Consider the following 12,821-nt stretch of genomic DNA (forward strand, 5'->3'; position numbering starts at 1 on the left):
CACGCTTCGGATATGGAAGCCATGTATGAAGAAATGAGCAAACTGGCGAAACTATATCGAATGGATTTAATCGGCGGTGATACCGTCTCGACCAAAGGACAGATGGTGATAACCGTTACGGTGATCGGCGAGATCAAAAAAGGCAAAGCTTGTCAGCGAAGCCACGCACAACCGGGAGATGTCGTTTTTGTGACAGGAGAACTGGGTTCATCAGCTGCGGGCCTGTCGTTTTTATTGGAGAAAACACCGATAAAGGATAAGGCCCAGGCGCAGTATTTTATCAATCGGCATAAAAGACCGACTCCGAGGGTGGAAGCCGGTTTGATCTGTTCACGCTATCACCATGTGGCGCTTAACGATATCAGTGACGGACTTGCCAGCGAATTAAATGAAATTGCTGAAGCAAGCCGTGTTTCCATTGACATATATAAAGATTTAATCCCCGTACATTCGGATTTACATACACTGCATACCAGGTGGGAAGAGTGGGTCCTGTTCGGCGGCGAAGATTTTGAGCTAGTCGGTTCGATTTCAGGCGACCAGTGGGAACATTTTTATCAAGACTGCTCCGTTCACCGAATCCCGATTTATCAGATCGGCCGCATTCATCAATCTGGAGATGCACAAGTTTTCTATCATAACGGACAAGACTCCGTTCGGCTAGAGAAAAAAGGATACAATCATTTTAAACAAGACAGGTGACATAAAGGTGAAAACAGTAGAATGGAAAACGACAGAACCTGAACAAACAAAGGATATTGCCAGATTGACCGCCAGATATGTTCAGCCTGGGGATGTCATTACATTGGAGGGCGATCTTGGAGCCGGCAAAACGACCTTTACAAAAGGGTTTGCGGAAGGACTCGGCATTCAGCGGGTTGTCAGCAGTCCGACCTTCACCATCATAAAAGAATACCGTGACGGTGCTCTTCCACTGTATCATATGGATGTCTACAGAGTGGAAGATGAGGCGGAAGATCTCGGATTAGATGAGTACTTTGAAGGAGAAGGAGTCTGCCTCGTGGAATGGGCTCATCTGATCGATGAGCAGCTTCCAAAGGATCGCCTTGAAATTGTCATAAAACGGCTTGGCGATGATGAACGAAAGCTGACCTTTTCTCCAAAAGGCAGCAGGTACGAAAATCTTTGCAAGGAGATAAGTAAACATGACGATACTTGCGATTGATACATCAAACTTAACACTTGGGGCTGCTTTAACCAGAGATGGAAAAGTGATAGCCGAGCATATATCCCATCTGAAAAAAAATCATTCTGTCAGGGCGATGCCGGCAATTGATGAGCTTCTTAAAGAATGCGGACTTCAGCCTGGCGATCTGACCAAAATTGCCGTGGCGAAAGGACCGGGATCTTATACCGGGGTTCGGATTGGCATCACGATCGCAAAAACGCTTGCATGGTCGTTGAATATTCCGGTTGCGGCCGTTTCCAGCCTTGAAGTGCTGGCTGCCAACGGCCGTTTTTTCCCCGGCTTGATTTGTCCGTTGTTTGATGCCAGGCGCGGGCAGGTTTATACAGGACTTTATCGCTATGATGACAATAGCAGACTTCAGGCTTTAGAAGAGGATCAAAATATTCTGTTTGAAGATTGGCTTAAAAAGCTGAAAGCAATGGAACAGCAAGTCCTGTTTTTAGGCAATGATACTGAAATACACAGGGACTTGATCAAGCAGATACTCGGCGAGCAGGCTGTGATTGCAGGGCCTGCCCTTCAGCTTCCTCGGCCTTCTGAATTGGCGTTGATCGGAGAAACTAAAGAGCCTGAACCTGTACACGGCCTTGTTCCAAACTATATTCGCCTGGCTGAAGCGGAAGCCGTATGGCTGGAAAAACAAAAGTGAACGGGTGAAGCCATGAATACTCAAATGGTCATACGCGATATGGCGCCAAAAGATGTGGATCAAGTGTTTGAAATTGAAAGAATCTCTTTTTCATCTCCGTGGAAAAAAGAGTCTTTTCACCATGAGCTTGATCACAATATGTATGCGCATTATCTTGTTCTCGAAATAGAAGACCAAGTCATCGGCTACTGCGGGATCTGGATTGTGATGGATGATGCACAGATTACCAACATTGCTGTGTCACCTGCATACAGAGGCCGCCATTTAGGGGAAGCTCTTCTAAAAGCCGCCATGAAGCTGTGCCGGATGAAGAAGGCAGTCCAGCTTTCTTTAGAGGTGAGGGTATCAAATCATATTGCGCAAAGCTTATATCAAAAACTCGGTTTTCAGCCGGGAGGAATTCGGAAAAATTACTATACTGACAATGGAGAAGATGCATTATTAATGTGGGTGAGACTAAATGAATCATAAACAAGATCTGTATGTATTGGGAATTGAGACAAGCTGTGACGAAACCGCCGCCGCCATCGTTAAAAACGGTACAGAAATTGTCGCAAACGTAGTTGCGTCTCAAATTGAAAGCCATAAACGATTTGGGGGAGTCGTCCCTGAAATCGCGTCCAGGCATCATGTGGAGCAGATGACGATTGTGCTGGAAGAAACCTTTTCACAGTCGGGAATGACTTTTGATGATATGGATGCAATTGCAGTAACCGAAGGACCCGGCCTTGTCGGCGCTTTGCTGATCGGCGTAAATGCTGCAAAAGCGCTGAGTTTTGCCCGCAATATTCCGCTGGTGGGCGTTCACCATATTGCCGGACATATTTATGCCAACCGGCTTGTCCGGGAAATTGATTTTCCGACGCTTGCGCTAGTCGTCTCAGGAGGACATACCGAACTCGTGTATATGAAAGAACACGGATCATTTGAAGTCATTGGAGAAACGCTCGATGATGCGGCAGGCGAAGCGTATGATAAAGTGGCAAGAACAATGGGTCTGCCTTATCCGGGAGGCCCGCACATTGACAAACTCGCTCAAAAAGGCGAAGCAAACGTGCCATTGCCGCGCGCATGGCTTGAAGAGGGGTCGTATCATTTCAGCTTCAGCGGCCTCAAATCGGCGGTTATCAACACGCTTCACAATGCTTCACAAAAGGGAGAAACCATTCCCCCGGAAGATTTATCCGCGAGCTTTCAAGAAAGTGTCATTGATGTCCTCGTGACAAAAACGGAACGTGCTGCAAAGGAATACGGCGTCAAGCAAGTATTGCTTGCAGGAGGGGTTGCCGCAAACAAAGGGCTTAGGACGGCTCTTGAGAAGACATTCAGCAGCTATCCGGATATTCAGCTCCTGATTCCGCCCCTTTCGCTATGCACAGATAATGCGGCGATGATTGCAGCTGCAGGGACCGTCGCTTTTGAAAAAGGCATCAGGGGAAGATATGATATGAACGGCCAGCCCGGCTTAGAACTGACTTCCTATTAGAACCTCACAAAAAGTGGGGTTTTTTTACGAAATACATGTTACTAACATATTATTAACATGTATCCACAGGCCTGTGTATAATATTTTAAAGCTTGTTCTATAGAGCTTTTTTACCTGTTAACATTGTGTATAAACATTATATTTTTGTGGATAATGTGGGTAAAACGCTTTCTTTGTTTTTAACAAAGGGTTTGTTTTGTGGACAAAAAACCGCTTCATTCCAGAAGCGGTTTTTGGATTTATTCATTTGTAGAAAGTGCTTCCCATTCTGATAATAGCTGTTCGAGCTCATCATTCAATTCTTCATTTTCGGCGTGGATATCCTGGACTTTTTCATGGTCTTGAAAGATATCCGGTTCGCAAAGAAGCTCTTCGTTCTGTTCAATTTTACCTTCGATGGCCGTAATTCTTGTTTCGATTTCTTCTATGCGGCGCTGACGCTGGCGTTCTTTTCTTTTCCACTCTTTTTCTTCTTCATAGCTGCGTTTTGTTCCCGCCTTTTCTGATACAGATTGATTCCGCTCTTCCGCTTGTTGTTTTTCCAATTCTTCAAGCTCCAGCTGCTGTGCTTTTTTTTCTGTATAATAATCGTAGTCCCCTAAATATTCTTCGACTCTTTCAGGAGAAAGTTCAAATACTTTTGTTGCGATGCGGTTGATAAAATAGCGGTCATGAGAGACAAATAAAATCGTTCCCGGATATTCGATCAAAGCGTTTTCCAATACTTCCTTGCTGTCTAAATCGAGATGGTTTGTCGGCTCATCAAGAATGAGAAAATTGCCTTTTTGAAGCATCAGTTTCGCAAGTGCGAGCCGTGCTTTCTCTCCGCCGCTTAAAGCGTGTACCGGCTTTAACACATCATCTCCAGAGAACAGAAAGTTGCCGAGACAGGTTCGGATATCTTTCTCATTCATTTCCGGATAGTCGTCCCAAAGTTCGTCAAGCACGCGTTTTGACGAGGTCAGCTCAGTCTGTTCCTGGTCATAATAGCCGATGGAGACATGTGAGCCTGTCGAAATCGATCCCGTTACAGGCTTCAGCTTCTGAACCAGCGTTTTTAACAGAGTGGATTTGCCGATTCCGTTCGGGCCGACGAGCGCCACGCTTTCCCCGCGCGCAATATGAAAAGCCAATGAGCGGAGGAGCGGGGGCTGATCCTGATAGCTGATCGTCAAATCCTCAACCCGGAGCACATCGTTTCCGCTTTGTCTTGCAATGTCAAAGCGGAAGGACGCCGACTTTTCATCTCCCAATGGTTTGTCCATGACTTCCATTCGTTCAAGCTGTTTTCTTCTGCTCTGCGCGCGCTTTGTCGTTGAAGCCCTGGCTAAATTGCGGTCGACGAAGTCCTGCAGCTTGGCGATTTCGTCCTGCTGCTTTTCATAAAGCTTCGTTTCTTTTTCAAGTTGTTCCGCCTTCATTTTAAGATAAGAGCTGTAGTTTCCGCTGTATTTTTTGCTTTGGGATCGGGAAATCTCATAAACCTGGTTGACAACTTTATCGAGAAAGTACCTGTCATGGGAGACGATTAAAATCGCTCCGCTGTAGTTTTGCAAATATTGCTCCAGCCATGTCAGCGTGTCGATGTCCAGGTGGTTTGTCGGTTCATCGAGAATGAGCAGATCCGGCTTTGTCAGAAGCATTTTTCCGAGAGCAAGCCTTGTTTTTTGCCCTCCGCTCAAGTCCTGTACGCGGGCCGAGTCGTCAAATCCGGCAAATCCAAGCCCGTGCATCACTGATCTGACTTCAGCTTCATATTGATAGCCGCCTTTGTCTTTAAACTCCTGCTGCAGTCTGTCATATGTTTTCATTAAGGATTCCAGCTTGTCTGGATCAGCGTGCGCCATTTGTTCTTCTATTGAACGCATCTCTTTTTCCATCTTTTTCAGAAAATCAAATACCGACAGGAGCTCTTCTTTAATTGTCAGCTTGGAATCAAGCCCTGAATGCTGATCAAGATAGCCCATCGTCAAATCCTTCGGCTTGATGATTTCTCCTTCTTCATAAGACAGCCGTCCGGCAATAATTTTTAAAAAAGTAGATTTTCCGGCACCGTTGCGTCCGACGATTGCAATCCGATCCCGTGATCTGACTTCCAGCTTTATATTCGTTAAAATAGAATCGGCTCCAAATGATTTTGAGAGCTGATTGACTTGTAAGATCATCATGATATTTCACCTCTTGTTTGCTAGTTTAAGTGTAGCCTATCAGATAGCAGTCAGCAAACAATTAAGCGGGGTCTGGAAGATTTTAACCAAAAGAAAAAGACAGAACGAAGAAAATAGTGTATGATCGTTATAAGGAGAGTTATGATCATGAATGAATTTACACACTTTAATGAACAAGGCAGAGCCAAGATGGTTGATATAAGTGAAAAGGGAGCTTCAGTCCGCACTGCTGTGGCCATTTCAAGCGTGTCAATGAACAGAGACGTGCATGAAAAAATCAAGAATCAAGAAATGGGAAAAGGCGATGTTTTGGCAGTGGCGCAAGTGGCCGGCATCATGGCTGCAAAACAAACATCAGTTATCATCCCGATGTGCCATCCGATTGCCCTCAAGGGAGTCGATATTGCCTTTCAATGGGAGGAAAAAGAACAGAAAAGCATTTTGCACATTCAGTCTAAAGTCAAGACAAAAGGGAGCACAGGTGTGGAAATGGAAGCGTTAACTTCTGCTTCCGTATGTGCGCTTACCGTCTATGACATGTGTAAAGCGGCGGATAAGGGAATGGTGATAGGCCCGACCTGTCTTGCAGAAAAGACAGGCGGAAAAAACGGTGACTATAAAAGGGAAAAAGCTGATGTAGACATGGAGGATCGCTTATGAACATGGATCATTCAAAAATTCCGCAAGCGACAGCGAAGCGGCTGCCGTTATATTATCGTTTTTTAAAAAACCTTCATGCATCCGGGAAACAGCGTGTATCATCCGCAGAACTGAGCGATGCCGTAAAGGTCGATTCCGCGACAATCCGCAGGGATTTTTCGTACTTTGGCGCGCTCGGTAAAAAAGGGTACGGCTACAATGTCAATTATCTGCTGTCCTTTTTCAGAAAGACGCTTGATCAGGATGAAATGACAAACGTAACGCTCATTGGCGTGGGAAATTTAGGGACAGCCTTTCTCCATTACAATTTTATCAAAAACAATAATACTAAAATTGCAATGGCTTTTGATATCAATGAGCACAAAATCGGGACGGAAGTTGGCGGTGTTCCCGTCTATGACTTAAACAAGCTTGAAGAGCATATGACAGATGATATACCCGTCGCCATTTTGACGGTTCCGGCCCAAGCCGCGCAATCCATTACAGACAGGCTTGTTGCGCTGGGCATTAAAGGCATTCTTAATTTTACGCCGGCTCGTTTGAATGTGCCGGAACACATTCGGATTCATCATATAGATTTGGCGGTTGAACTTCAGTCACTCGTGTATTTTCTGAAACATTATTCAATGAATGAAAAGTAAAACGGGAAACTTAAAAATAAAGGAAAGGGGGCAGGCTTTATGCCGATCGGTCCTGGAAGCTTTATTTTAATCGTCGTGGTGGCGCTTTTGATTTTCGGCCCGAAAAAACTTCCCGAGCTTGGAAAAGCGGCGGGAAATACGTTGCGGGAATTTAAAAATGCAACAAAAGGGTTAGCAGATGACGATTCCGATAAAAAGAAAGAAGATCAGTAGGATAGGATGACATTTATGAAGGGAAAAGAAATGTCGCTGGTAGAACATATCACAGAACTTCGAAAACGGTTCGTGATCATTTTTTTCTTTTTTGCCGTTTTTGTTGCAGCAGGCTTTTTTTTGGCAAAGCCGTTGATCATTTATCTGCAGCAGACGGATGAGGCGAAACGGCTGACGCTTAATGCGTTCAAGCTGACAGACCCTTTATTTGTGTATGTGCAGTTCGCCTTCATTATCGGCGCTGTCTTGACTTCGCCGCTTATTTTATATCAGCTGTGGGCTTTTATCAGCCCGGGGCTGTATAAGAAAGAACGCAAAGTGACGCTCAGCTATATTCCGGTATCGATCATACTCTTTTTAGGCGGCATTGCCTTTTCTTACTTTATTTTATTTCCGTTTGTCGTTGATTTTATGACGAGAATCTCCGATGATTTGCATGTAAATCAAGTCATCGGAGTACATGAGTATTTTCAGTTTCTGCTGCAATTAACGCTTCCTTTCGGCTTATTGTTTCAGATGCCTGTGGTCATCATGTTTATTACAAGGCTCGGACTGGTGACGCCCATGTTTTTGGCAAAGATCAGAAAGTATGCTTACTTTGTTTTGTTTGTCATTGCGGCGCTCATCACACCGCCCGAGCTTTTGTCTCATTTAATGGTTTCAGTGCCTTTATTATTCCTATATGAGGTCAGTATCGTGATTTCCAGAATATCTTACAGGCAGGCGCAAAAAACAGTTATCCAAGAGGAAAATCAAGCGTTTTTAAAAGACCAAATCAAATAAAGAGCCATCCTCATATTCCGAGAATGGCTCTTTTCTATCAGTACAGGGTTATTGATCTTTTCGTTTCAGTTTGCTCGACAAGGCGAACATTTTAAAGGAAATGCTGATATTATAGGCAGCGAAAAGCATCAGAAGAATGGTGTAAAAAGACCACATGTTTCCCGGTGAGGTAGCTGCCAGATATGTAAACAGCACGCCTGTCAACAAATAAATCAATCCCCAAAACTTAGGGCTTCTCATCATAAAAATCCTCCAATAATCAACTGCAATTTCTCCAATCGCTCCAAATATTCTTCAATCGGCCCTCGGAAAGTCTGCAGCAAGACAACAAGCGTATTCATGGCGACATGGGCGAAAATGGGAACGATAATCCGGTTTGTCCTGACGTATAAAAAGGCGAATGTGAATCCCATTGCCGTGTAGATTAAAAGGTGTGAGAAATCCATATGGACAACCGAGAAGATCACGGAACTAAAGAGAGCGGCGATGAAAAAATTAGTTTTTTCGTAGATCGCGCCGAATATAATCTTTCTGAAAATGATTTCCTCAAGGATCGGACCGAACACAGAAGAGACAAACATCATCAGCGGCAATGTGCTGATGATTTCCATGATGCGCTGTGTATTTTCCGATTCCGGGTTGACCCCGAACAAGTTCATTTCGATCGAAGCGGCAATCGATTGGGCAAACAGGGCAAGAAAAACACCGCCGACAGCCCATCCGATAGATGCTCCAACAGATGCTTTCGAACCGTTGCGAAGCGTTGTTTTCGGCACCGTCCTCAGGATCAGCAGCACGATGACAAGGCAGAGGGGAAAGGCGATGACCGACCACACGCCTGTCAGTGTAAGCTTTGCTTCGGCGGGCGCCATGCCTCTTCCCACGCCCAAAAAGTACAGCAGGGGAAGGCCGACAGCAGCCGACAACTGCATGAGGACATATGTCAAAATAATAAACCAATATTGTTTTCTCAAGCCGTATGTACTCCTTTTCTAAAATGTAATACAGACTATGTTTATTGTAACACACCTCTTTTTAAATTATAGGGCGATAAGGATGAGCATTAAAAAATGTAAGCGCAAAAAATTTTAATCTTATCACTTGAAATTGCCTGGGAGATTCTTTATTATAATAATTGTGTTAGCACTCAACAGATGCGAGTGCTAAAATTACATATGAAAATATTGAGGAGGTTGTTTCATTGTTAAAGCCATTAGGTGATCGCGTTGTCATTGAGCTCGTTGAGTCTGAAGAAAAAACTGCTAGCGGAATCGTACTTCCTGACTCCGCAAAAGAAAAACCCCAAGAGGGTAAAGTGGTTGCTGCCGGTTCAGGCCGTGTATTAGAGAGCGGAGAGCGCGTTGCATTAGAAGTTAAAACAGGCGACCGCATCATCTTCTCAAAATATGCAGGTACCGAAGTGAAGTATGAAGGTACTGATTACTTAATCTTGCGTGAAAGCGACATTTTAGCTGTTATCGGCTAAGACATAAATAAAATCAAATCTTTACACAATCCTGAGGAGGTTTGAATAACATGGCAAAAGATATTAAGTTTAGCGAAGAAGCCCGCCGTTCAATGCTGCGCGGTGTAGATGCATTGGCGGATGCAGTAAAGGTAACTTTGGGACCTAAAGGACGCAACGTCGTTCTTGAGAAAAAATTCGGTTCTCCACTTATCACAAACGACGGTGTAACCATCGCGAAAGAAATCGAACTTGAAGATGCTTTTGAAAACATGGGTGCAAAGCTTGTTGCTGAAGTTGCGAGCAAAACAAACGATGTGGCCGGTGACGGTACAACAACAGCGACAGTTCTAGCCCAGGCGATGATTCGCGAAGGTCTTAAAAACGTAACAGCCGGAGCCAATCCTGTGGGCGTCCGTAAAGGAATTGAGCAGGCTGTTGCCGTGGCGGTTGAAAGCCTGAAAGAAATCTCTAAACCAATCGAAGGCAAAGAGTCCATCTCACAGGTTGCTGCGATTTCAGCGGCTGACGAGGAAGTCGGAAGCCTGATTGCAGAAGCGATGGAGCGCGTCGGCAACGACGGTGTCATCACAATCGAAGAATCCAAAGGCTTCACGACTGAGCTTGAAGTGGTTGAAGGTATGCAGTTCGACCGCGGATATGCGTCTCCATACATGGTGACGGATTCTGATAAGATGGAAGCGGTTCTTGAAAATCCGTACATCTTAGTGACAGATAAGAAAATCACAAACATTCAAGAAATCCTGCCGGTGCTTGAACAAGTCGTTCAACAAGGCAAGCCGTTGCTTCTGATTGCTGAAGACGTTGAAGGTGAAGCTCTTGCAACACTTGTAGTCAACAAGCTTCGCGGAACATTCAATGCAGTAGCTGTTAAAGCTCCTGGATTCGGGGACCGCCGCAAAGCGATGCTTGAAGATATCTCTATTCTGACAGGTGCAGAAGTGATCACAGAAGATTTAGGCCTAGACCTTAAATCAACTGAAATCGGCCAATTGGGACGCGCTTCTAAAGTCGTTGTCACAAAAGAAAACACAACAATCGTTGAAGGCGCCGGAGATGCAGAACAAATCGCGGCACGCGTCAACCAAATCCGCGCTCAAGTTGAAGAAACAACTTCTGAGTTCGATAAAGAAAAATTACAAGAGCGCCTTGCTAAACTTGCCGGCGGTGTAGCTGTCATCAAAGTCGGTGCTGCGACTGAGACAGAACTGAAAGAACGCAAGCTTCGCATCGAAGACGCCCTGAACTCTACTCGCGCTGCGGTAGAAGAAGGAATCGTATCAGGCGGAGGTACAGCTCTTGTCAATGTATACAATAAAGTAGCTGCTCTTAATGCTGAAGGCGACGAACTGACTGGTATCAACATCGTTCTTCGCGCTCTTGAAGAGCCGATCCGCCAAATCGCGCACAATGCCGGTCTTGAAGGATCTGTCATCGTTGAGCGCCTGAAAGGCGAAGAAATCGGTGTCGGCTACAACGCTGCAACTGGCGAATGGGTCAACATGATCGACAAAGGCATCGTCGACCCGACAAAAGTGACACGCTACGCTCTGCAAAACGCAGCATCTGTAGCAGCGATGTTCCTGACAACTGAAGCAGTTGTCGCTGACAAGCCTGAAGAAAACAAAGGCGGCGGCGCAGGAATGCCTGACATGGGCGGAATGGGTGGCATGGGCGGCATGATGTAAGCCCCCAGCCGCTGAAACCCCTTGAGAAATCAAGGGGTTTTTTCTTTTTTACTCTATCAATCGTTTAAATTCCCGAACAGAGCCCGGTGTTGCAATGTGTTTTAAAAAAGTGATTCACAGTGAAACATTTCAAAATACCGCTGAAATTGAGGGCAGATCTGTATAAGCATTACGCTATTTGCTGACAAAATCCGTCATTATGGAGGTGGCAAACAAAAATTGCCCGCCCGTGAGTGAGCGATTCAAGCAAGCTTGCGGTATTTCGCAAAAAAGTCCATAACTTGCTCGGGAATAAAATCGTTTCAAAAATAACGACATCCACGAAGCAAGACGAGAAATTCTGCAGGGACTATCTTGAAAAAAGGTTCATCCAAATCTGAAGTCAAAGAGTTGCAAAAACGTCTGATTGCTGCAAGCTGAGGGACGATGCCCATGGCTCTTACGGAAACGAAACTGTATAAGCCGTTAAAGCCCTTTAAAAGAAATCCGGAATAGCGGTTGATGGCATTTATGGCCCGGCAACCGAAAAAGCTTTTCAGGACATTGAAGAGAAAAAGTCACCTTCAAGCGGTAAAAATCATCTTACAAGTTGCCGACCGGAATCTATAAAGTGGAAAACCTGATGATTAAAGGAACAGCTGTGCGGCAGTTTCAGGAGGTGCTCGCTGCTCTTTATTTCTATCCAGACAAAGGAGCCAAAAACAACGGCACAGATGGTTATTACGGGCTGAAAACGAAAGCGAAACTTGAATCGTTATTGAAATAAAAATGGCCCCTGAGGATTCAAGGGACTAGTAAGTGATTATAAAGCTTTGATATTGTTTTCTATTTTTTGAGTAACTTGTTTAAGCCAAATCAATGGAGATACTTCATAACTAAGGAAATCTACACCATCGGCAGCTTCCTCTATAAAATCATTCTTGTCTTCTTCTGAATACGGACTGTTCATAAATTCGGTTAGAGCAATTACATCGTCTTCTTGTTCCTTTTTGGATACCTCATCTAAATACTCTTCAAGTGCTGACTCTGGAGATTCAATGTCTTGATGGAAAATCCCACTTAGAAATTGATAGACAGGATCAGAAATTTTTATTTCAATCATTATTATTCACCTCTTTTTTGACTTTGCCGATTTCTTCTGATTGCTTTTTTAATTGTTCCACGTTTGGTCAATTGCATGATGCAACGCCTGAACGTCAAGGGTCTTCATGGCATTCTCCTCTAATACTAAAGTGACATATAAGGAAAGAGTTTCCTGTTTCGTGGAAATATATTGGTGGGGAAATCCTTAGCATCCATGAAAATGAATCATAAGATTCAGGATAAAAAACCTATATAAGAAAAAGAGGAAGACCTGTACTGAAGGTTAGAAGAACTGACCATCACCAACTAACTCAAAACCCTCTAGTACAAACAATCCTTTTGTTTTGTCTTGGGCATGTCATTTATTCACCTTCTTTTCGCCGTTTAATTGAACTATGTTCAAAACTGTTTGAGATCTTGTGAGGGAATGCGATGAAAAGAGAGCAGCAAATGCCGCTTCTCTTTAAATTACATTAAAAAAGAATAAAATTTTAGCATAGAAGATTGTTTTAGCTGTTAGGAATAAATGCAGCTGCGGTTTTGCTGTCTACTAAAGGTTCGGCAATCACCGAGTTTTGGATATGAAAAAAGCCTTCAAAAGACATTGGAAATCTTCTTTTTGAAGGCTCTTTTGCGGGAAAAACAAATTCCTGATTCTATTCCAAAATAACATAATTTCGTAACAACCCATATTTTTATGGGGATTTATTTAGATTGTTACAACAAATAATTATATTTTCCTGCATTATTGTAA

Annotated in this window: 15 protein-coding genes and 1 pseudogene (1 of these 16 cut by a window edge); 12 read left to right on the plus strand and 4 right to left on the minus strand. The window is 44.1% G+C overall.

The annotated features are described in order from the left end of the window. The 5 genes in view from thiL to tsaD are tightly spaced (at most 12 nt apart) and all read left to right on the plus strand, a layout consistent with a single transcriptional unit that may run on beyond the window. Positions 1-702: the 3' portion of a thiamine-phosphate kinase gene (gene thiL, locus RBH91_RS03435; protein ID WP_307893481.1), read on the plus strand. It extends 282 nt beyond the left edge of the window; 702 of the gene's 984 nt are visible here — the last part of the coding sequence; the start codon falls outside the window, past its left edge; the stop codon is at positions 700-702. 7 nt (positions 703-709) lie between these two features. Further along, positions 710-1,186: a tRNA (adenosine(37)-N6)-threonylcarbamoyltransferase complex ATPase subunit type 1 TsaE gene (tsaE, locus tag RBH91_RS03440; RefSeq protein ID WP_076762778.1), complete on the plus strand. Its 477-nt coding sequence runs from the start codon at positions 710-712 to the stop codon at positions 1,184-1,186. Next, a complete protein-coding gene (gene tsaB / locus RBH91_RS03445; protein WP_307893482.1) occupies positions 1,167-1,859 on the plus strand; it encodes a tRNA (adenosine(37)-N6)-threonylcarbamoyltransferase complex dimerization subunit type 1 TsaB in 693 nt (230 codons plus the stop codon). Before tsaE ends, tsaB begins: the two co-directional genes overlap by 20 nt. 12 nt (positions 1,860-1,871) lie before the next feature. Further along, positions 1,872-2,330, plus strand: coding sequence for a ribosomal protein S18-alanine N-acetyltransferase (gene rimI, locus RBH91_RS03450; RefSeq protein ID WP_307893483.1), 459 nt, complete (start codon positions 1,872-1,874; stop codon positions 2,328-2,330). After that, complete coding sequence (gene tsaD, locus RBH91_RS03455; protein ID WP_307893484.1) at positions 2,320-3,345, plus strand: tRNA (adenosine(37)-N6)-threonylcarbamoyltransferase complex transferase subunit TsaD; 1,026 nt, start codon at positions 2,320-2,322, stop codon at positions 3,343-3,345. Before rimI ends, tsaD begins: the two co-directional genes overlap by 11 nt. A gap of 239 nt (positions 3,346-3,584) precedes the next feature. Here tsaD and RBH91_RS03460 read toward each other — a convergent pair whose 3' ends face one another. Further along, complete coding sequence (locus RBH91_RS03460; RefSeq protein WP_307893485.1) at positions 3,585-5,513, minus strand: ABC-F family ATP-binding cassette domain-containing protein; 1,929 nt, start codon at positions 5,511-5,513, stop codon at positions 3,585-3,587. A 147-nt stretch (positions 5,514-5,660) separates the two neighbouring features. Here RBH91_RS03460 and moaC point away from each other — a divergent pair, with 147 nt between their 5' ends. The 4 genes from moaC to tatC are packed head-to-tail and all read left to right on the plus strand — an operon-like array spanning position 5,661 to position 7,810. Further along, positions 5,661-6,173, plus strand: a complete 513-nt coding sequence (gene moaC / locus RBH91_RS03465) for a cyclic pyranopterin monophosphate synthase MoaC (protein ID WP_076762768.1) — start codon at positions 5,661-5,663, stop codon at positions 6,171-6,173. After that, positions 6,170-6,814 (plus strand): redox-sensing transcriptional repressor Rex, encoded by a 645-nt coding sequence (locus RBH91_RS03470; RefSeq protein ID WP_076762767.1) that lies wholly within the window; start codon positions 6,170-6,172, stop codon positions 6,812-6,814. Before moaC ends, RBH91_RS03470 begins: the two co-directional genes overlap by 4 nt. A 39-nt stretch (positions 6,815-6,853) precedes the next feature. Next, the gene (locus RBH91_RS03475; RefSeq protein ID WP_076762766.1) at positions 6,854-7,027 is read left to right on the plus strand and encodes a twin-arginine translocase TatA/TatE family subunit; all 174 of its coding nucleotides are present in this window, start codon (positions 6,854-6,856) and stop codon (positions 7,025-7,027) included. A 6-nt stretch (positions 7,028-7,033) separates the two neighbouring features. Beyond that, positions 7,034-7,810, plus strand: a complete 777-nt coding sequence (gene tatC, locus RBH91_RS03480; protein ID WP_094777356.1) for a twin-arginine translocase subunit TatC — start codon at positions 7,034-7,036, stop codon at positions 7,808-7,810. Between the two features lie 48 nt (positions 7,811-7,858). On the opposite strand, the gene RBH91_RS03485 is transcribed toward tatC, so the two are convergent. Beyond that, the gene (locus tag RBH91_RS03485; RefSeq protein WP_076762802.1) at positions 7,859-8,050 is read right to left on the minus strand and encodes a YdiK family protein; all 192 of its coding nucleotides are present in this window, start codon (positions 8,048-8,050) and stop codon (positions 7,859-7,861) included. Beyond that, positions 8,050-8,784 (minus strand): CPBP family intramembrane glutamic endopeptidase, encoded by a 735-nt coding sequence (locus tag RBH91_RS03490; protein ID WP_307893486.1) that lies wholly within the window; start codon positions 8,782-8,784, stop codon positions 8,050-8,052. Before RBH91_RS03490 ends, RBH91_RS03485 begins: the two co-directional genes overlap by 1 nt. A 227-nt stretch (positions 8,785-9,011) precedes the next feature. Here RBH91_RS03490 and groES point away from each other — a divergent pair, with 227 nt between their 5' ends. The 3 genes and pseudogenes from groES to RBH91_RS22575 all read left to right on the plus strand — a co-directional run bounded on the left by groES (position 9,012) and on the right by RBH91_RS22575 (position 11,750). After that, positions 9,012-9,296, plus strand: coding sequence for a co-chaperone GroES (groES, locus tag RBH91_RS03495; protein ID WP_003179248.1), 285 nt, complete (start codon positions 9,012-9,014; stop codon positions 9,294-9,296). A gap of 50 nt (positions 9,297-9,346) precedes the next feature. After that, complete coding sequence (gene groL, locus RBH91_RS03500; RefSeq protein WP_076762763.1) at positions 9,347-10,984, plus strand: chaperonin GroEL; 1,638 nt, start codon at positions 9,347-9,349, stop codon at positions 10,982-10,984. Between the two features lie 94 nt (positions 10,985-11,078). Then, positions 11,079-11,750 (plus strand): annotated as a pseudogene (locus RBH91_RS22575) (peptidoglycan-binding domain-containing protein). 36 nt (positions 11,751-11,786) lie between these two features. On the opposite strand, the gene RBH91_RS03510 reads toward RBH91_RS22575, so the two are convergent. Continuing rightward, positions 11,787-12,086, minus strand: coding sequence for a contact-dependent growth inhibition system immunity protein (locus RBH91_RS03510; RefSeq protein ID WP_307893488.1), 300 nt, complete (start codon positions 12,084-12,086; stop codon positions 11,787-11,789). Positions 12,087-12,821 lie beyond the last annotated feature (735 nt).

The sequence above is a fragment of the Bacillus swezeyi genome (assembly GCF_030908325.1).
GTDB lineage: Bacteria > Bacillota > Bacilli > Bacillales > Bacillaceae > Bacillus > Bacillus swezeyi.

What these genes read in the sequence shown, in the direction of transcription:
- moaC (WP_076762768.1), top strand. Translation starts at nt 5,661, where the DNA reads ATGAATGAATTTACACACTTTAATGAACAAGGCAGAGCCAAGATGGTT.
- tatC (WP_094777356.1), top strand. Translation starts at nt 7,034, where the DNA reads ATGACATTTATGAAGGGAAAAGAAATGTCGCTGGTAGAACATATCACA.
- RBH91_RS03475 (WP_076762766.1), top strand. Translation starts at nt 6,854, where the DNA reads ATGCCGATCGGTCCTGGAAGCTTTATTTTAATCGTCGTGGTGGCGCTT.
- tsaB (WP_307893482.1), top strand. Translation starts at nt 1,167, where the DNA reads ATGACGATACTTGCGATTGATACATCAAACTTAACACTTGGGGCTGCT.
- RBH91_RS03460 (WP_307893485.1), bottom strand. Translation starts at nt 5,513, where the DNA reads ATGATGATCTTACAAGTCAATCAGCTCTCAAAATCATTTGGAGCCGAT.
- groL (WP_076762763.1), top strand. Translation starts at nt 9,347, where the DNA reads ATGGCAAAAGATATTAAGTTTAGCGAAGAAGCCCGCCGTTCAATGCTG.
- rimI (WP_307893483.1), top strand. Translation starts at nt 1,872, where the DNA reads ATGAATACTCAAATGGTCATACGCGATATGGCGCCAAAAGATGTGGAT.
- RBH91_RS03485 (WP_076762802.1), bottom strand. Translation starts at nt 8,050, where the DNA reads ATGAGAAGCCCTAAGTTTTGGGGATTGATTTATTTGTTGACAGGCGTG.
- RBH91_RS03510 (WP_307893488.1), bottom strand. Translation starts at nt 12,086, where the DNA reads ATGATTGAAATAAAAATTTCTGATCCTGTCTATCAATTTCTAAGTGGG.
- RBH91_RS03470 (WP_076762767.1), top strand. Translation starts at nt 6,170, where the DNA reads ATGAACATGGATCATTCAAAAATTCCGCAAGCGACAGCGAAGCGGCTG.
- tsaD (WP_307893484.1), top strand. Translation starts at nt 2,320, where the DNA reads ATGAATCATAAACAAGATCTGTATGTATTGGGAATTGAGACAAGCTGT.